General features: G+C 62.5%; 17 protein-coding genes and 1 tRNA gene. 12 read left to right on the top strand and 6 right to left on the bottom strand.

All coding sequences use genetic code 11. From position 1 onward, the window contains the following. Nucleotides 1-33: 33 nt before the first annotated feature. Nucleotides 34-336, top strand: a complete 303-nt coding sequence (locus tag ACSBM8_RS09320; protein WP_442681342.1) for a hypothetical protein — start codon at nt 34-36, stop codon at nt 334-336. A gap of 29 nt (nt 337-365) precedes the next feature. On the opposite strand, the gene ACSBM8_RS09315 is transcribed toward ACSBM8_RS09320, so the two are convergent. Genes ACSBM8_RS09315 through gpmA form a run of 3 tightly spaced genes read right to left on the bottom strand, consistent with a single transcriptional unit; the run spans nt 366 to nt 2,589 of the window. Next, nucleotides 366-1,421, bottom strand: coding sequence for a 5-(carboxyamino)imidazole ribonucleotide synthase (locus tag ACSBM8_RS09315; protein ID WP_442681341.1), 1,056 nt, complete (start codon nt 1,419-1,421; stop codon nt 366-368). Beyond that, a complete protein-coding gene (gene purE / locus ACSBM8_RS09310; RefSeq protein ID WP_442681340.1) occupies nt 1,418-1,873 on the bottom strand; it encodes a 5-(carboxyamino)imidazole ribonucleotide mutase in 456 nt (151 codons plus the stop codon). The genes ACSBM8_RS09315 and purE overlap by 4 nt, the downstream gene beginning before the upstream one ends. Before the next feature lie 29 nt (nt 1,874-1,902). Then, nucleotides 1,903-2,589 carry a 2,3-diphosphoglycerate-dependent phosphoglycerate mutase gene (gpmA, locus tag ACSBM8_RS09305; protein WP_442681339.1) on the bottom strand — a complete coding sequence of 229 codons (687 nt, stop codon included), beginning with the start codon at nt 2,587-2,589 and terminating at the stop codon, nt 1,903-1,905. Nucleotides 2,590-2,737: 148 nt separating this feature from the next. Here gpmA and ACSBM8_RS09300 point away from each other — a divergent pair, with 148 nt between their 5' ends. Next, nucleotides 2,738-4,978 (top strand): transferrin receptor-like dimerization domain-containing protein, encoded by a 2,241-nt coding sequence (locus ACSBM8_RS09300; RefSeq protein ID WP_442681338.1) that lies wholly within the window; start codon nt 2,738-2,740, stop codon nt 4,976-4,978. 33 nt (nt 4,979-5,011) lie between these two features. Here ACSBM8_RS09300 and ACSBM8_RS09295 read toward each other — a convergent pair whose 3' ends face one another. Further along, complete coding sequence (locus ACSBM8_RS09295) at nt 5,012-5,506, bottom strand: hypothetical protein (RefSeq protein ID WP_442681337.1); 495 nt, start codon at nt 5,504-5,506, stop codon at nt 5,012-5,014. Between the two features lie 268 nt (nt 5,507-5,774). On the opposite strand from ACSBM8_RS09295, the gene purS reads away from it, so the two are divergent. Further along, on the top strand, nt 5,775-6,005 hold the full coding sequence (gene purS, locus ACSBM8_RS09290) for a phosphoribosylformylglycinamidine synthase subunit PurS (RefSeq protein ID WP_442681336.1): 231 nt from the start codon (nt 5,775-5,777) through the stop codon (nt 6,003-6,005). Nucleotides 6,006-6,009: 4 nt separating this feature from the next. Further along, nucleotides 6,010-6,675, top strand: coding sequence for a phosphoribosylformylglycinamidine synthase subunit PurQ (gene purQ / locus ACSBM8_RS09285; protein ID WP_442681335.1), 666 nt, complete (start codon nt 6,010-6,012; stop codon nt 6,673-6,675). 56 nt (nt 6,676-6,731) lie between these two features. Here the strand turns inward: purQ and ACSBM8_RS09280 are convergent, their stop codons facing one another. Continuing rightward, nucleotides 6,732-7,481, bottom strand: coding sequence for a queuosine precursor transporter (locus ACSBM8_RS09280; protein WP_442681334.1), 750 nt, complete (start codon nt 7,479-7,481; stop codon nt 6,732-6,734). A 137-nt stretch (nt 7,482-7,618) separates the two neighbouring features. Here ACSBM8_RS09280 and ACSBM8_RS09275 point away from each other — a divergent pair. From ACSBM8_RS09275 to ACSBM8_RS09260, 4 genes are all read left to right on the top strand, one after another. Then, nucleotides 7,619-7,695, top strand: a tRNA-Arg gene (locus ACSBM8_RS09275). Between the two features lie 95 nt (nt 7,696-7,790). Continuing rightward, entirely contained in the window at nt 7,791-9,431 is a 1,641-nt protein-coding gene (locus ACSBM8_RS09270; RefSeq protein ID WP_442681333.1) for a histidine kinase famiy protein, read from the top strand. Nucleotides 9,432-9,642: 211 nt separating this feature from the next. Next, a complete protein-coding gene (locus ACSBM8_RS09265) occupies nt 9,643-10,626 on the top strand; it encodes a sterol desaturase family protein (protein WP_442681332.1) in 984 nt (327 codons plus the stop codon). 128 nt (nt 10,627-10,754) lie between these two features. Continuing rightward, nucleotides 10,755-11,363, top strand: a complete 609-nt coding sequence (locus ACSBM8_RS09260) for a hypothetical protein (protein WP_442681331.1) — start codon at nt 10,755-10,757, stop codon at nt 11,361-11,363. A gap of 47 nt (nt 11,364-11,410) precedes the next feature. Here ACSBM8_RS09260 and ACSBM8_RS09255 read toward each other — a convergent pair whose 3' ends face one another. After that, the gene (locus ACSBM8_RS09255) at nt 11,411-11,830 is read right to left on the bottom strand and encodes a MerC domain-containing protein (protein WP_442681330.1); all 420 of its coding nucleotides are present in this window, start codon (nt 11,828-11,830) and stop codon (nt 11,411-11,413) included. A 111-nt stretch (nt 11,831-11,941) separates the two neighbouring features. On the opposite strand from ACSBM8_RS09255, the gene ACSBM8_RS09250 reads away from it, so the two are divergent. The 4 genes from ACSBM8_RS09250 to ACSBM8_RS09235 all read left to right on the top strand — a co-directional run bounded on the left by ACSBM8_RS09250 (nt 11,942) and on the right by ACSBM8_RS09235 (nt 16,007). After that, complete coding sequence (locus tag ACSBM8_RS09250; RefSeq protein WP_442681329.1) at nt 11,942-12,493, top strand: DUF1826 domain-containing protein; 552 nt, start codon at nt 11,942-11,944, stop codon at nt 12,491-12,493. Between the two features lie 124 nt (nt 12,494-12,617). After that, nucleotides 12,618-13,973 (top strand): cryptochrome/photolyase family protein, encoded by a 1,356-nt coding sequence (locus ACSBM8_RS09245; protein WP_442681328.1) that lies wholly within the window; start codon nt 12,618-12,620, stop codon nt 13,971-13,973. A 128-nt stretch (nt 13,974-14,101) separates the two neighbouring features. Then, on the top strand, nt 14,102-15,085 hold the full coding sequence (araD1, locus tag ACSBM8_RS09240; protein WP_442681327.1) for an AraD1 family protein: 984 nt from the start codon (nt 14,102-14,104) through the stop codon (nt 15,083-15,085). Between the two features lies 1 nt (nt 15,086). Further along, nucleotides 15,087-16,007: a Gfo/Idh/MocA family protein gene (locus tag ACSBM8_RS09235; protein WP_442681326.1), complete on the top strand. Its 921-nt coding sequence runs from the start codon at nt 15,087-15,089 to the stop codon at nt 16,005-16,007. The last annotated feature ends 18 nt before the right edge of the window (nt 16,008-16,025 follow it).

Here is a 16,025-nt window from a genome sequence, read left to right as displayed (position 1 = left end):
CGCGCGTATTGGGCAGCGTATCAGGAGATTGGCATGGCCGATGTTGACGGCAAGTGGAACTGCACCGTGGAAACCCCGATGGGGGCACAGGAATTCATACTGACCGTGGTCAGCGCAGGCGACAGCTTTTCCGGCTCGGCCGAGGGCGGCATCGGTCGCAAGGATATCGATGATGGGTCGGTCGATGGGGAGACGCTGGCCTGGACGATGCATGTGTCGAAGCCGATGCCGGTCACGTTGACCTGCAGGGCCACCGTCACCGGTGACGTGCTGGAAGGCAAGGTCAAGGCCGGCATTTTCGGCAGTTTTCCGATCACCGGCACGCGGATCGGATAAAGGCGCGCGCCGCTCCGGCGGGGCGGCGTCTAGCGGACCTTGGTGACATGCCCCATCTTGCGGCCCGGTTTCGTTCCCGATTTACCATAAAGATGCAGATGCGCCTGTGGATCCGCCAGGATCTGCGGCCATTGATCGATGGCGTTGCCGATAAGGTTCCGCATCTCGGCGCCGGCACCGACCAGCGCGGTCGAGCCGAGCGGCAGACCGCAAATGGCGCGGATGTGATTTTCGAATTGTGAGGTCACCGATCCTTCGATCGTCCAGTGACCCGAATTGTGCACGCGCGGCGCCATCTCGTTGAAAATCGGTCCATCAGCGCTGGCGAAGAATTCGCATGCCAGCACCCCGACATAGTCCAGCGCGGCAGCGATACGCTCTGCCAGCATGGCGGCCTCGCCGGCCTGTTCGGCCACAATTCCCGACGGCGGTACGGACGAAATATCGAGAATGCCGTCTTTGTGCTGGTTCGTCACCGCCGGCCAGTGCACGACGCTCCCGTCCTGGCCGCGGGCGAGCAAGATCGAAAATTCGGCGTCGAACGCAATCATCTTTTCAAGGACGGCCGGCTGTTTTCCGATCAGCGACCATGCCGCTTCGGCGCGGGCGAGATCGGGAATGCGCGCCTGGCCTTTGCCATCATAACCGAAGCGGCGGGTCTTGAGGATCGCCGGCGCCGCGACCGCCTTCACGGCAGCGTTCAGGCTCGCCAGATCCTCAACCGCCCAAAAGGACGCCGGACGCCCGCCGACAGATTCAACGAAGCTTTTTTCCGCGATACGATCCTGCGCGACTTCCAGCGCGCCGACACAGGGGCGCACGCCAGGCAGCCCTTTCAGCGATGCGACGTCGACATTCTCGAATTCGTACGTAACCACATCGACCTGGGTCGCGAAGGCGGCGACGGCCGTCACGTCATCATAGGTGCCGTGCGTCCAGCGCGATGATACCTCGCTCGCCGGGCCGCTGATGCCCGGGGCATAGATATGCGTGCGATAGCCCAGGTTGGCGGCGGCGATGGCCAGCATCCGGCCAAGCTGGCCGCCCCCGAGGATGCCGATCGTCGATCCGGGCGGGATACTCATTCCGGGGCTTCGTCCACCGCATCGGTCTGGCGCGCGCGCCATTCCGTTACCCGCCCCGCCAGCGCCGGATCGGCCAAAGCAAGGATCTGTGCGGCGAGCAGCCCGGCGTTGATAGCGCCGGCCTTGCCGATCGCCAGCGTGCCCACGGGCACCCCGCCGGGCATCTGCACGATCGAAAGCAGGCTATCGAGGCCCGACAAGGCTTCGGACCGCACCGGTACGCCCAGCACCGGCAAAGATGTCATCGACGCGGCCATGCCGGGCAGATGCGCAGCCCCGCCTGCACCGGCGATCAGCACCTTCAGTCCCCGTCCCGCGGCACCCTGCGCATAATCGTAAAGGCGCTGTGGCGTGCGATGCGCCGAGACGACCTTCGTTTCGTGCTCGACCCCGAGTGTGTCCAGCATTTCGGAAGCATGGCGCATCGTCGCCCAATCAGAACGACTGCCCATGATGATCCCGATCAAAGGGCGGCTCACGCTCAGCGCTCGCTCAGATAATATCGGTCGAGCACGGTCAAATCCTCATCCAGCTCATAGACGATCGGCTGCCCGGTGGGGATTTCGAGGCTCGCAATATCGTCATCGGAAATATGCGAGAGATGCTTGACCAACGCGCGCAGCGAATTGCCATGCGCCGAGATGACGATCCGCTTGCCGGCCTTGAGTTCCGGGGCGATCCGGCTTTCCCAATAAGGCAGCACGCGAGCGATCGTATCCTTCAGGCTCTCCGTATTGGGGATGTCGATCCCCGCGTACCGGCGATCGGCCGACAGATCATATTCGCTGCCTTTGTCCTGCACCGGCGGCGGGATATCGAACGAGCGCCGCCAGACCTTGACCTGATCGTCACCATGGAGCGCGGCCGTCTCGGCTTTGTTAAGGCCGGTAAGACCGCCATAATGGCGCTCGTTCAGTCGCCAGTCTTTCTCGACGGGCAGCCAGAGGCGCCCCATGGCCTCCAGCGCGATATTGAGCGTCTTGATCGCCCGCGTCTGCAAGCTTGTGAAGCACAGGTCGAAGTCGAGCCCCTTCTCGGCCAGTAACGTTCCTGCGGCGCGGGCCTCTTCGATCCCAAGCTCGGTGAGATTGACATCCCACCATCCGGTGAAGCGATTTTCCAGGTTCCAGGAGGACTGGCCGTGGCGGATGAGCACTAGGGTCGGCATGCGGATCTGGGCTTCCTTCGGCGATGATCCGTGGGCGTTTAGCGGCCTGAAGTGCCAGCGTCACCCCTCCTCTCGCGGCATTGGACGGCTTACCCATTGCAAGCTTTCCAGGACTGCCGCACTCATCGCATCCTGGCTCAGGGGGGACATGATGCGCATTTCGAGCAAGTTGTTGGCGGGTGCAGCCGCGCTGGGGTTGGCAATCGCCGCGAACGCCAAACCGGCAAATCAGCAGGCGATCGAAAGCGCATTCGACGCCGGCGTCAGCTCCGCCGATCAGCTTGAATGGCTGAAGACGATGTCGTCCGCCCCCAACCATGTCGGATCGCCGCACGATAAGGCTAATGCCGATTACATGCTGGGCCTGTTCAAGTCATGGGGCTGGGATGCGCATATCGAGACGTTCCAGGTCCTCTATCCCACGCCGATTTCCACCACGGTCGAGTTGATCGGACCGGAGCATGCTGTGCTCGGCGGACAGGAGCCACCGGTCGCGGGCGATGACACATCCAACATTGCGGGCGCGCTGCCGCCCTACGTCGCCTATCAGGGCGACGGCGACGTCACCGCCGACCTGGTCTACGTCAATTTCGGCCTGCCGGATGACTATAAGGCGCTCGCCCGGCGCGGGATCGACGTGAAGGGCAAGATCGTGATCGCGCGTTATGGCGTCGGCTGGCGTGGGCTGAAGCCGCTGCTCGCGCAATGGCATGGCGCGGCGGGCTGCATCATCTATTCGGATCCGGCGCAGGATGGCTATGGCCGCGATGACGTCTATCCCAAGGGCGGCATGCGGCCGCCCTTCGCGGTCCAGCGCGGATCGGTGATGGATATGCCGATCGCGCCCGGCGATCCGCTGACGCCTGGCATCGGCGCGACCGCGAATGCCAAGCGGCTCACGCGCGCGGACGCGCCAACGATCCTGAATATCCCGGCATTACCCATGTCCTATGGCGATGCGTCCAAGCTGCTCGCGCGGCTGGGTGGTCCCAACGTGCCGGAGGGCTGGCAGGGCGGCCTGCCATTTGCCTATCATATCGGCGGCGATGGCGGCACGAAGGTGCGGCTCGCGGTCAAGTCCGACTGGTCACTGAAGCCCGTCTATAACGTGATTGCCACGATCAAGGGCGCGACTTTGCCCGATCAGTGGGTGATCCGCGGCAATCACCATGACGGGTGGGTTATGGGGGCCGCCGATCCGCTATCCGGCAATGTGGCCATGTTGTCCGAAGCCAAGGCTATCGGCGGGCTGCTGAAGCAAGGGTGGCGACCGCAGCGGACGATCGTCTACGCCAGCTGGGATGGCGAGGAACCAGGCCTGCTCGGCTCGACCGAATGGGCCGAGCAGCATGGCGAGGAGCTGAAGCGCAAGGCCGTCATCTACATCAACTCCGACGGCAACGGGCGCGGCTTCCTCAATGCCGGCGGCAGCCATGACTTCCAATCCCTGGTCAACCAGGTGATGGCCGACGTCACCGATCCGGAGACGGGCGCGACCGTGGCGCAGCGCGCGCGGGCGGGAATCCGCGTAGGGGCCTATGACGGCGACAAGACCGATCCACGGGCGCTTGCAGCGGCGGAGAGCGGTGGCGATTTGCCGATCGGCGCGCTCGGCTCCGGATCGGATTACTCCGCCTATCTGCAACATCTGGGCCTGCCGGTGCTCGACTTGGGCTTCGGCGGTGAGGATCAGAGCGGCGGGGTCTATCACTCGCTTTATGACAGCTTCCATCACTTCACGACGTTCGACGATCCCGGCCTGAAATATGGTGCTGCCTTGTCGAAGGTCGCGGGCCGCGCGGTGCTGCGCATCGCCGATGCGGACACGCCGACGATGCGGTTCGGCGACTTTGCCGAGGCGGTGGCTGTGTATCTGGACGAGGTGGGCAAGCTTGCCGACGGGCGGCGCGAGCAGGATCGCAAGCTGGACGTGCTCGGCAAGGACGGTGCCTTCGGTCTCGCAGGTGATCCGCTCAGGCCGGTCGGCGCGCCCGTTCCCGAGGTAGCGACGCCGCATATCGAGCTGGCCGGGCTGGCGAACGCGGTCGATCGCCTGAAGACGGCCGCGCGTATCTATGATGCGGCCTATGCCGCGAAGGGCCAGACGCTCGATCCGGCGCGCCGTGCGAAGCTCAACCTGTTGTTGCGCGACATCGACCAGTTGTTGCTGGACGATCGCGGCCTGCCCGGCCGGCCCTGGTACAGGCATATGATCTACGCGCCGGGCCGGCTTACCGGCTATGGCGCCAAGACGTTGCCGGGCGTGCGCGAGGCGATCGAAGACCGGCGCTTCGACGATGCCAATCTCTATGCGCTCCGGACGGCTGCTGTCCTGGATGCTTACGCCCAGCGGCTGGATCGGGCGCGCATGGTGATCGACGGGCGCTGACGCCGCTACGCCTCCAGCTATCGGGGTTCGCGCCTATCCGACCGCAATGGCGTGCGGTGGATAGTCCTCGGCCGATGACGGGCATGTGCCCAATTTGAAGATGCTTGGCTCGCCAGGCTCGAACCACCGGGACGAGGGCGTATCATTCTCGGCGCCAAGGCCTTCGTAGACGCAGACTTCCGGCTTGGACCCATCCGGGGAGATCACGACCGCCCAGTTATGCACGTCCTCGGCGCGCTTTGCGCCACCCCAGGCAAGGATCCGGCCTTTGCCGACGCGGACAATCGGAACGTTCACCGCCCCCTCCTCCGCACGGATGGTGGTCTGAATTCGTGCCTTGCCAATCGCCTTCGCAACCGCGGCCTTGACCTTTGGATTATCGAAGAAACGATAGCCGCCGACGACGTCGTACGGATATTTGCCGACATAGGCAGACAGGTTCCCGGCTGTTGCCTTTGGCGGCGTGGCGGCCTGTGCCGATACGGCCAGCCCAACCAAAGCGAAACCTGCCCGAATCCCAGTTCGCATTGCCTGCATCTCCACTCAAGGACGCGACGCCACCGTCGCCGCGGTCATTCCGTTCAGCGGATCAATTCCTAACGGCAAGGGCTCCGCTCTCGATGCAATCATCATAGCACCAAGTGGGCCGTGTGCGAGGTATTTTTTGAACGCTGCATAATTGATAATGCGGATACCGTTCCTGTCTCCATCAATACAGCTGAGATCGATCCTGCGACGCGATAATTATTCGCAGTGGGTTGACCACGCGCGCATGGTGGTGGAGGGGCACTGGACCATGAAGACGCGCATCTATGTAACGCTGAAAACCGGCGTTCTCGACCCGCAGGGCAAGGCCATTCACCACGCGCTGGAGGGGCTCGGCTTCACCGGCGTGGACGATGTCCGCCAAGGCAAATATATCGAGCTGGAACATGGCGAGGGCGTGAGCGACGCCGATCTCGACGCCATGTGCCGCAAGCTGCTCGCCAACACCGTGATCGAGAATTACCGGATCGAACGAGGCTGAAGCGATGAAATCGGCAGTGATCGTATTCCCCGGATCCAATTGCGACCGGGATCTGGCGGTAGCGATCGAGGAGATTGCCGGTAGCGCGCCGACCATGTTGTGGCATCGCGAGACCGAATTGCCCGACGGGATCGACCTGATCGCGGTTCCGGGCGGCTTTTCCTACGGTGACTATCTGCGCTCCGGTGCGATGGCGGCGCGTTCGCCCGTGATGAACGCGGTCGTGCAGGCGGCCGAACGTGGCGTGCCGGTGCTGGGTGTATGCAACGGCTTCCAGATTCTGACGGAGGCCGGGCTGCTGCCGGGTGCACTGATGCGGAATGCCGGACTGTCGTTCGTCTGTCGCCCGGTTGCACTTACCGTGGAGAATAACCAGTCGATCTTCACCAACCGCTATGATGCAGGCGAACAGATCACCATCCCTGTGGCCCACCATGATGGCAATTATTTCGCGGATGGCGAGACGCTCGATCGTCTCGAGGGCGAAGGGCGCGTCGCCTTTCGCTATGCGGAGGCGGTGAACGGATCGGTGCGCGGCATCGCGGGCATCGTCAACGGCGCCGGAAATGTCATTGGCATGATGCCGCATCCGGAACGGATGATCGGGCCGGAACATGGCGGCAGCGATGGTCGGCGCCTGTTCGAGGGCTTGCTGGAAGCCGTCGCCTAAGCGCGTTCCGCTTCGGCCATCCTGTCTACGGGCGGACCGCCAAGGGCAGATTTCGGCTAGACCTGTGCCCGGAAGGGGGAAAAATTCGTCCCGTCGTCATAGACGTCCACGCCCTCGCGGCGTTTGAGGAACCCGACGACGATATAGGTAAGGGGCGTGAGCACCACTTCCCACGTCACCTTCAGTGCCCACTGCGTCAGCAGAACGATCACAACCTGATGACCAGTCCAGCCGGCCGCGCCGAGGAATGCGAGCGGATAGAAGATCAGGCTGTCGACGCCCTCTCCGACAATGGTCGAGCCGATCGTGCGCGTCCACAGCCAGCGGCCGCGCGTCATCACCTTCATCTTGGCGAGCACGAAGCTGTTGGCGAACTCGCCTGCCCAGAAAGCGCAAAGCGAGGCGAGCGCGATCCGCCAGGCCTGACCGAATACAGCTTCATAGGCGGCCTGCCCGGTCCAACCGGCGTCCGGTGGCAGCGCAACCACCACCACGCTCATGATCACCATGAACAGCAAGGCCGCAAAGCCGGCCCAGACGCAGCGACGCGCTCGGCCATAACCATAGACCTCCGTCAGGACGTCGCCGATCACATAGGAAACGGGAAAGAAAAGAATGCCGGCGCCAAACGGCCATGGCCCGATGAGCGGCAGATCGATCACCGATCGCTTGCCCGCACCGATGATGTTGGAAAGGAGGAGGATCGTGACGAACGCTGCCATCACGAAATCGAAATAGCGGAAGGAACGCCCCGTGAGCGCGCCCGCATCGACCGCAACCGGCCGCCCTTCCCCAGCTCCGTTCATGCCGGTCGACTAACCCGGTTCGCGGGCTATGCAAATGACACCTTACACCAAGATGCGCCGCATCGGCGGCTTTATGCCATCATTTGCCGCGCAAAGCGCTTCCACCGCTGCCGATCTGGCTCTAACGCCGCCTGCGGGCGCCCGTAGCTCAGCTGGATAGAGCACATGCCTTCTAAGCCTGTGGTCGCAGGTTCGAATCCTGCCGGGCGCGCCATTCACGCGGATGAATTTGGAACCTGCCCGATAAAAAGCGGTTTCTGGTCGATGGCCGCCGCTTGGGGGGCATTCCTCCTCTAGCACCGGACTATCATGGCTGACGAAACCGCTGAACGCCTCCGTGGCGCCCAACCGCCCCACCTTGCCGGCGGTGCCAATCATGACATGACGGACGATAGCAACACCATCTTCTTCGCCGCGGTGAAGACGACACGTATGCCGATGATCGTCACCGACCCCAATCGCCGCGACAACCCGATCGTGTTCGCCAATCCCGCATTCCTCAGCATGACCGGCTATAGCTTGGATGAGTTGATCGGGAAGAATTGCCGCCTGCTGCAAGGCGAGGACACCGATCAGGACACGATTGCGGAGGTGCGTCGCGCAATCGAGCAGAAGCGGGAAACCTCGGTCGAAATCCTGAATTACAAAAAGAATGGTGCGGCGTTCTGGAATGCGCTGTTCATCTCCCCGGTCTTCGATTCCGACAACAAGCTCATCTATTTTTTCGCATCGCAGTTGGACGTCACCCGCCGCCGCGATGCCGAAGAAGGTCTACGGCAAGCGCAGAAGATGGAGGCTGTCGGTCAGCTGACCGGCGGGGTGGCGCACGATTTCAATAACCTGCTGACCGTCATTCAGGGCTTCAGCGACGTCCTGCGTAACCAGATCGAGGGGGATGGCGACTTCGATCGCAAGAAGGCGGCGCGTTCGATAAACGCGGTCCTGCAAGCCGCCGAACGCGGCGCTACCCTCACCCAACAATTGCTCGCATTTTCACGCCGGCAAAAGCTGCAGGGCCGCGTGGTCAATCTGGCCGACCTGATCGACGAACTTCAGCCACTGATCGAACGTACGGCCGGCGGTTTGGTCAAGGTCAGGATCCTTCACCGGGAAACGACCTGCAACGTTCGAATCGATCCGACGCAGGCGGAATTGGCGATCATCAACATCCTGCTGAATGCGCGCGACGCCATGCCGGATGGCGGCACGATCGAGATCGAGGTAAAGAATCGCCTGATCGAGGCGGGCGATCAGGGCTTTGGCGAACTGGCGCCGGGGAATTACGTCGCGGTGACGATCAGCGACGAAGGCATTGGTATGTCGCCTGACGTGCTCAAGCGCGTGACCGAGCCCTTTTTTACGACGAAGGATCAAGGCAAGGGGACCGGCCTTGGCCTATCCATGGTCTACGGCTTCATGAAACAGTCCGGCGGTTCGCTGCGTCTCTATTCAGAAGAAGGTCATGGCACGACCGCCCGAATGCTCTTTCCATGCGAGAATGCCGAAGCCGAACCCGTAGGCGGCCGAAAGGTGCGGTCCCTGGCGGACAAGCGCGGGACCGAAACCATTCTGGTCGTCGAGGATCAGCTCGATGTCGGCGATTATGCCGAAACCGTCTTGACCGAATTTGGCTACACAGTGTTGCGCGCTGACAATGCCGATGAAGCGCTGGCACTTCTGGACGGTGCCGGGCACATCGATCTGCTGTTCAGCGATCTGATCATGCCGGGCGGAATGAACGGCGTCGTGCTCGCCCGGGAGGTCAAACGACGCCGACCCCAGATGCGGGTGTTGTTGACCACGGGCTATGCGGAATCTTCGATCGAACGTGTTGATGCGCGCGGTGCGGAATTCGAGTTGATCCAGAAGCCGTACAAGCGCAGCGACTTGGCGACGAAGGTGCGCCAGGTGATCGACGGCCCGACCGGCTTTGGCTCGCATGGCGGGTAAGGACGCCGCGCGGCGTTCAGCGCAGTAAATTCATCTGCCGCTCTCGGTCTTCGCACTAGAGCCAAGTCGTCGACTACCCTAGTCCGGAGCGGACACCGCCCCCGCCCGCCTCGCCGAGGCCTGCGTCGAAATGACATACGTTTGATGACGTATGTCGCTGTGCCGCGCTCGGAGATATCCGATCACGCGTGATCGGCAGAGCGGGGACAGAATGGCAGGCGTTCGCGTGGGAAAACGGGTGATCGGAGCCCAGTCACCGGTCGTGATCGGCTGGGAGAATGTGCCGCGCGTCGAAGGCGGTCCGGTGAAACAGTTCATTTTCACCTGGTTCCAGCCGGCCGTGTTGTTCGCGCTGATCGCCTTCTGGTATTATGCGCCAAATTCGATCGCCAAAGCCTCTACCGCAATCGGCATCGGCATCGGCTTCAAGGTTCTGCTCCTGTGCCTCGAATGGGTGAACCCGCGTTTCGACAGCTGGCGGCTGACCTGGAAGGAATTCATCACCGACCTGTTCTACGTCGGGCTCGGCTACACGATATTGCGCATCGTTGAGAGCCATCTTGGCAGCGATGTTCTGATCGAGGCAATCCAGCACCATTTCAACGCCGAGAAGTTCACCTGGTTCACCGGCCTACCGCTGCTCCTGCAGGCGTTCCTGATCTCCTTCATCTTTGATTTCGGGCAATATTGGATGCATCGCGGGATGCACAATTGGTACCCGCTCTGGCTGCCGCACTCGGTGCATCATTACATCACGCAGCTGAACATCAATAAGGGTGCCGTGGGCAATCCCGTCGAGCTGTTCCTGATCGGCCTCGGTATTGGCGGCTTCTTCGATTTCGTGCCCCGTGCCTTCCTGATCGCCGGCGCCGTCGGGATGGCGATCGGCACCTATCAACATGTCAACGTACGCTTCAATTCGCCCCGGTGGTGGCGCTTCCTGTTCAACACGACCGAACATCACAGCGTCCATCATTCGCAGGATTTCGAGGCGTCCCGCAGCAACTTCTCCGGATCCTACATCTTCATCGATCGCATGTTTGGCACCTGTGTCGATGGCGAGGCCGAACTGCTCGGCATGGAGGGCGGGCGCCGTATGTCGATCCGTGAACAAATGACCTTCCCGTTCACCGAAGGCTGGAAGGCATTGAAGGAGCGGTTCGGCCACACGCCCGCAGCGGTGCCGGCAGAATGAACGGCGTCCGAGCGCCCGCATCCCCTCCCCTCCTGACCCCACCGCCGCAGAACAGCAGTCAGACAAACAGCTCGCCCTGGGCCTTTGCTCCCATGGCGGCCGCGCGCCCGAGTCCGGAAAAAATTGGCATGAACCTGCGCTTCATCGACTGGATCTGGCACGTTCGAGGCAGCCTTCCGCTAGCACCCGGCCAATCCGGCGAGGCTGCGTTCGACAGGCTTGCCCCCCTCTTCCGTCAGACAGGCACCAGCCATGAACGGACGAGCGACCAACTGACCTTCCGCAAGAGGGATGCAGCGGCGCAAGACAAGATGTCAGTCTTCGACGATGGCATCCTGCAGATCGAGGCCGGACCATCAGGACCGGTGTTGCGCTATGATCTCACAAGCCGGATCATGTTGTTCTGCTTTCTCGCGCCGCTCCTGTTTCTGGCATTCGCCCAGCTAACGATTGCAATTGGGGAGTGGGAAAAGCCGCCGGCGCACGCGGCTTCGACTGCGAAGACGCCCGCGCCGAAACCGGCAGTCGTTCCGATGAACCCGATCGATGTCGCGCTGGGCGCGCCCCCACCGGAAAAGCCGAAAAAGAAGGATGACGGCGCCGAGCATGGCAAGAAGCCGTCGCCCACAGCGGCTTATGTCTTCGCCGGGCTGTTCGCGTTGCTCTATCTGATCGGGCGGATCCTGGAGGACAGGCTGATCAGAACGCAGTTCGCTAAGCGTCTTTCGGGCGGATAGGCGGGGCGGCGCAGAGCCGCTCTGTCAGGTTCCCGCAGCCGTCGATGTTAGACGCACGGCAGGGAACGCCGCATTCGCCAATTCCGGACATGTGCCAGCGCCAGGATGAGACTGCCTGCGACTGTGACGGCGGTCTCCCACCGCGTCTCGCCGAGCACGGTCGCACCAAGTAACAGCAGGACCAGACCGGCAATGCCTGTCAGGAGGGGACCGGTCGCTCCGTGCTGACTGCGGCCGCTCCATAACGCGATCATCGCTGCCGGAACGGCAAAGACCAACACCCAGACGTGGAAACGCTCCGAGACGGGCAGCATGGTTGCCAGCGTGGGCAACGCCGCAATCAGGAATGGCAGGGCCAGGCAATGGACGAGGCAGAGGAATGAGGCGCCCACCGCCCCGCGCTCAAGCCAGTCGACCGGCCCCCCGTCTTTTGCGATCGCGATCTGATCCTGCATCTTGCCAAACACCTTTGCATCCTCGATGATACAATATATCATTACGTACGAGAAAGATCCATGCAAGCGACAAAAATTCGCAATGACCATCACGCCGTATTGCCGGGCCTCGCCGAGGCTCCCGTGACCATTGGGAGCGATCCCGAGAGCCTCGCTACCATCGCAGCTCCTGGTGTGGCGCTCAGCATATGGTCGCGGCCGGCGCCGGTGCCGATCGTCGCTGCGGATCTGCAAGACTTTGCATCGCTTCGGATCGAAACCAGCGTCACGGCGGTGGCGTCCGCGTTGGAGGCTGCGCTGGCGCAAAGCCCGAAGCCCGCATGGTATCAGCCGATCGTTACCGACATCACGCATTTGGCCGAGCGCTTCGCTGCGGTCATGGAAGTCGACGATGTCGAGATCCGGTTGGAATGCGTCACCGGCAATTCCTGCTGGAAATTCCACGCGGATTATGTGCGCGCGCGCCTGATCACGACCTATTGCGGGCGGGGAACCGAGTGGGCCGTACAGGACGCTACATTAGGCCCGCCGCGCCATATGCAGGCGGGCGACGTTTCGATTTTCAAGGGTCGAATCTGGATGCCTATGCCTCGTATCCTGCACCGATCCCCGCCCATCGCCGATACCGGCGAGATCCGACTGCTGCTGGTGATCGACCCACTGCCCAAAGGTTGACGAGGACGTGCGGCAATCGCGCGCGTCGTACGCAAGCTCGGCCACTTTATTCGTGCCTCAGAGGATGGTGCCCGGTTCCTGGTTCGTGCGTTTGCCCCGGTCTTACGGGCGCTAGGAGCATGCCTTGACCAATGTCTCTCTCGTCTGGCTGCGCCAGGATCTTCGGCTGTCCGATCAGCCTGCTTTCGTCGCCGCGGCGGCCGAAGGTGCCGTCATTCCGGTCTATATCCTGGACGATGAGACGCCGGACCCGGCCTATCGTATCGGGGCCGCACAGCGTTGGTGGCTGCATGGCTCTCTCATCAGCTTGACCAAAGATTTGAAGGAAGTGGGTTCGCGGCTGATCTTGCGACGTGGGCGGGCGGATGTCGTGCTGGCGGGCCTGCTCAAGGAAACTGGCGCCACGCGCATCCACGCCTTGCGCCATGCCGAACCGTGGTGGCGGGAAGCCGAAGCCGCGCTGGCCGACCGGTTGACGCTGCATGATGGCAACACGCTCGCGCCGCTCCGTGACGTCGTGACAGGTGCCGGGCAGCCGTTCCGCATGTATTCGGCTTTCTGGCGCGCCTTGCAGCAGTATATGCCGCCGCCCGCGCCATTGCCGCCGCCGCGGCGCCTGAATCCGCCGGCACACTGGCCCAATTCGGATCGCCTCGAAGACTGGAAACTGCTGCCGACCAAACCGAACTGGGCGCGCGGGTTCGACATGGCGCCCGGATCGGCCGAGGCAAAGCGTAAGCTTCAAGAGTTCGCAGATCATGTGGACAGTTACGAGGTCGAGCGGAACCTGCCAGCCGAGGAAGGGACGTCCCGCCTTTCGCCCCACTTGCATTTCGGCGAGATTTCCGCCGCGACCGTGTGGCATGGCGTCGACGGCCATGCCGCATCGGAAAAATTCCGTAAGGAACTGGCCTGGCGCGATTTCACCCAGGGGGTGACGGTCGCGCTGCCCGATTATGCTCGCGTCAACGGCAACCGCAAATATGACGCGCTCAAATGGCGTACGGGCAAGCAGGCGGACGCGGATTTGCGTGCCTGGCAGCACGGCCTGACCGGTTATCCAATCGTGGATGCCGGCATGCGCCAGCTATGGACGACCGGATGGATGCATAATCGGGTGCGGATGATCACCTCCTCTTTCCTGATCAAGCATCTCCTGATCGACTGGCGGCCCGGATGGGATTGGTTCTGGGATGCGTTGGTGGATGCCGACTATGGCAATAACAGCGTCAATTGGCAGTGGATCGCTGGCACGGGCGTGGATGCCAACATGTTCAGCCGGATCATGGCGCCGCTGACGCAGAGCGAAAAATTCGAGGCGGGCGACTATATCCGACGCTGGGTGCCCGAACTGGCGGATGTGCCTAATCCGCTGATCCATGATCCCGGGCCAATTAATGGCTATCCCGCCAAGCTCATAGGGCATCGCGAAGCCCGGGAGCGCGCTCTGGCGGCGGCGCGAATGCTGCGCGCGGAATGATCCATACGGTGCCTCCACCGCCATCGTGGAGACATGCCTCCATGGTCGGTTGCGGCGCTCTTGAACGGCTGATAGGCGCTTATGTCGGACTAGTGGTCAGCATCGCGACCGATGACATGGAGAGCTGAGTGCCCCTTTCGCTGGTACAATTTCAGGATCGTGAAGGTCGTCGTGGCGTGGCCGTCATCGTCGATGGCGCGCCACCACGCGTGCTTGAAGGCGTCGCGTCCGTGCGCCAACTGGCCAAAGCGGCAATTGCCGCGGGGATCAAGCTGAAGGATCGGATCACGGCACATGACAGCGGGAGCGTGCTCGATCTGAGCGCCGTCACGCTGTTGTCGCCGATCGATCATGACGACACGGCTCACCTGCTGCTCACCGGAACGGGGTTGACCCACCTTGGATCGGCGGAAGGCCGTGACAAGATGCATCGCAGCGCTGTGGAAAACCCGGCACCGACGGACTCCATGAAGATGTTCCTGATGGGGGTCGAGGGCGGCAAGCCGCAGAACGGCGACCCAGGCGTACAACCGGAATGGTTCTACAAAGGCGACGGATCGATGCTGGTCGCGCCCGGCGCACCATTATTGTCGCCATCCTTTGCGTTGGACGCAGGCGAAGAACCTGAAATTGCCGGTATTTATCTGATCGGTGACGATGGCACACCAGTTCGGCTCGGCTTCGCGCTTGCAAACGAATTTTCGGATCACGTGACCGAGCGTGGCAATTATCTCTGGTTGGCCCATTCCAAATTGCGCAATGCCGCGCTGGGCCCCGAATTGCTGGTCGGAGAGCTGCCGGACGACGTGCGCGGCACCAGTCGCATCATCCGCGATGGCCAGACCATCTGGGAAAAGCCGTTCCTGTCTGGGGAGGCGAACATGTCGCACAGCATCGCGAACCTGGAGCATCACCACTTCAAATATGGACTGTTTCGCCGTCCGGGCGACATTCATGTCCACTTCTTCGGCACGGCCACCTTGTCCTTCAGCGGAGGGGTCACGACGCAGGAAGGTGACGTTTTCGAGATCGAGGCCGCTCCCTTCACATTGCCGGTGCGCAATCCGATTGCCGTAGAGGCGCTTGTCGCCATCGCCGTGAAGGCGCTCTGACATGGTCATTCGCATCGGTCTGGTCGGCCTCGGCAAGATTGCGCAGGATCAGCATGTCCCCGTTTTGCGCGCCTCGCCGGATTTCGAGTTGGTCGCGATCGCCAGCCGCAACCAGTCGCTGGATGGCTGTGCGAGTTTCGAGACGATCGAGCAGTTGCTTGCCAGCGAGGATGCACCGGACGCGATCGCGCTTTGCCAGCCACCGCAGGTGCGCTTTGACGCGGCCCGGCAGGCGCTGGAAGCGGGCAAGCATGTGTTTCTGGAGAAGCCGCCTGGGGCGACCCTAAGCGAGGTCGAAGCGCTCAAGCGGATCGCGCAACGCCACGGCGTCACATTGTTCGCAAGCTGGCATTCGCGTTACGCCTCCGGTGTCGAGGCGGCCCGGCTGTGGTTGCAAAACCGAACCATCCAGCGCGTCGAGATCGAGTGGAAGGAAGATGTTCGCCATTGGCATCCCGGGCAGGCCTGGATTTGGGAGGCCGGTGGCATGGGTGTGTTCGATCCCGGCATCAACGCCTTGTCGGTAGCGACACGGATCCTGCCTGACTTCTATTTGCGGCAGGGCATTCTCGCCTTTCCCGCCAATCGCGCCGCGCCGATTGCCGCCGACCTCGATTTCGTCACCGTCGACGGTGCGCCGATCCGCGCGGAGTTCGATTGGCGCCAGACTGGCCCGCAGACGTGGGACGTTCGGATCGAAACCGATGCGGGCAAGCTTGTGCTGAGCAAAGGCGGCAGCGAGCTGACGATCGACGGCGTCGCGCAGTCCCTGCCTCCGGAAGCCGAATATCGCGGCCTCTATGATCATTTTGCGCAGCTTGTGCAGACGGGCCGGAGCGACGTCGATCTCAGCCCGTTACGTCATGTCGCCGACGCCTATCTGCGCGGGCAGCGACAAGAGGTGGAAGCGTTCGAGGACTGACCGCCGGCGTCCCCAAGA

The organism is Sphingomonas sp. ASY06-1R (genome assembly GCF_052180265.1).
GTDB lineage: Bacteria > Pseudomonadota > Alphaproteobacteria > Sphingomonadales > Sphingomonadaceae > Sphingomonas_I.
This window is presented reverse-complemented; position numbering and strand designations above follow the sequence as displayed.

Bases quoted from the DNA above. Each gene is read 5' to 3' on its own strand.
- ACSBM8_RS09260 (WP_442681331.1), top strand. From the start codon at position 10,755: ATGAACCTGCGCTTCATCGACTGGATCTGGCACGTTCGAGGCAGCCTT.
- ACSBM8_RS09270 (WP_442681333.1), top strand. From the start codon at position 7,791: ATGGCTGACGAAACCGCTGAACGCCTCCGTGGCGCCCAACCGCCCCAC.
- gpmA (WP_442681339.1), bottom strand. From the start codon at position 2,589: ATGCCGACCCTAGTGCTCATCCGCCACGGCCAGTCCTCCTGGAACCTG.
- ACSBM8_RS09300 (WP_442681338.1), top strand. From the start codon at position 2,738: ATGATGCGCATTTCGAGCAAGTTGTTGGCGGGTGCAGCCGCGCTGGGG.
- ACSBM8_RS09265 (WP_442681332.1), top strand. From the start codon at position 9,643: ATGGCAGGCGTTCGCGTGGGAAAACGGGTGATCGGAGCCCAGTCACCG.
- ACSBM8_RS09295 (WP_442681337.1), bottom strand. From the start codon at position 5,506: ATGCGAACTGGGATTCGGGCAGGTTTCGCTTTGGTTGGGCTGGCCGTA.
- ACSBM8_RS09235 (WP_442681326.1), top strand. From the start codon at position 15,087: ATGGTCATTCGCATCGGTCTGGTCGGCCTCGGCAAGATTGCGCAGGAT.
- ACSBM8_RS09280 (WP_442681334.1), bottom strand. From the start codon at position 7,481: ATGAACGGAGCTGGGGAAGGGCGGCCGGTTGCGGTCGATGCGGGCGCG.
- ACSBM8_RS09315 (WP_442681341.1), bottom strand. From the start codon at position 1,421: ATGAGTATCCCGCCCGGATCGACGATCGGCATCCTCGGGGGCGGCCAG.
- purS (WP_442681336.1), top strand. From the start codon at position 5,775: ATGAAGACGCGCATCTATGTAACGCTGAAAACCGGCGTTCTCGACCCG.
- purQ (WP_442681335.1), top strand. From the start codon at position 6,010: ATGAAATCGGCAGTGATCGTATTCCCCGGATCCAATTGCGACCGGGAT.
- ACSBM8_RS09320 (WP_442681342.1), top strand. From the start codon at position 34: ATGGCCGATGTTGACGGCAAGTGGAACTGCACCGTGGAAACCCCGATG.
- purE (WP_442681340.1), bottom strand. From the start codon at position 1,873: ATGGGCAGTCGTTCTGATTGGGCGACGATGCGCCATGCTTCCGAAATG.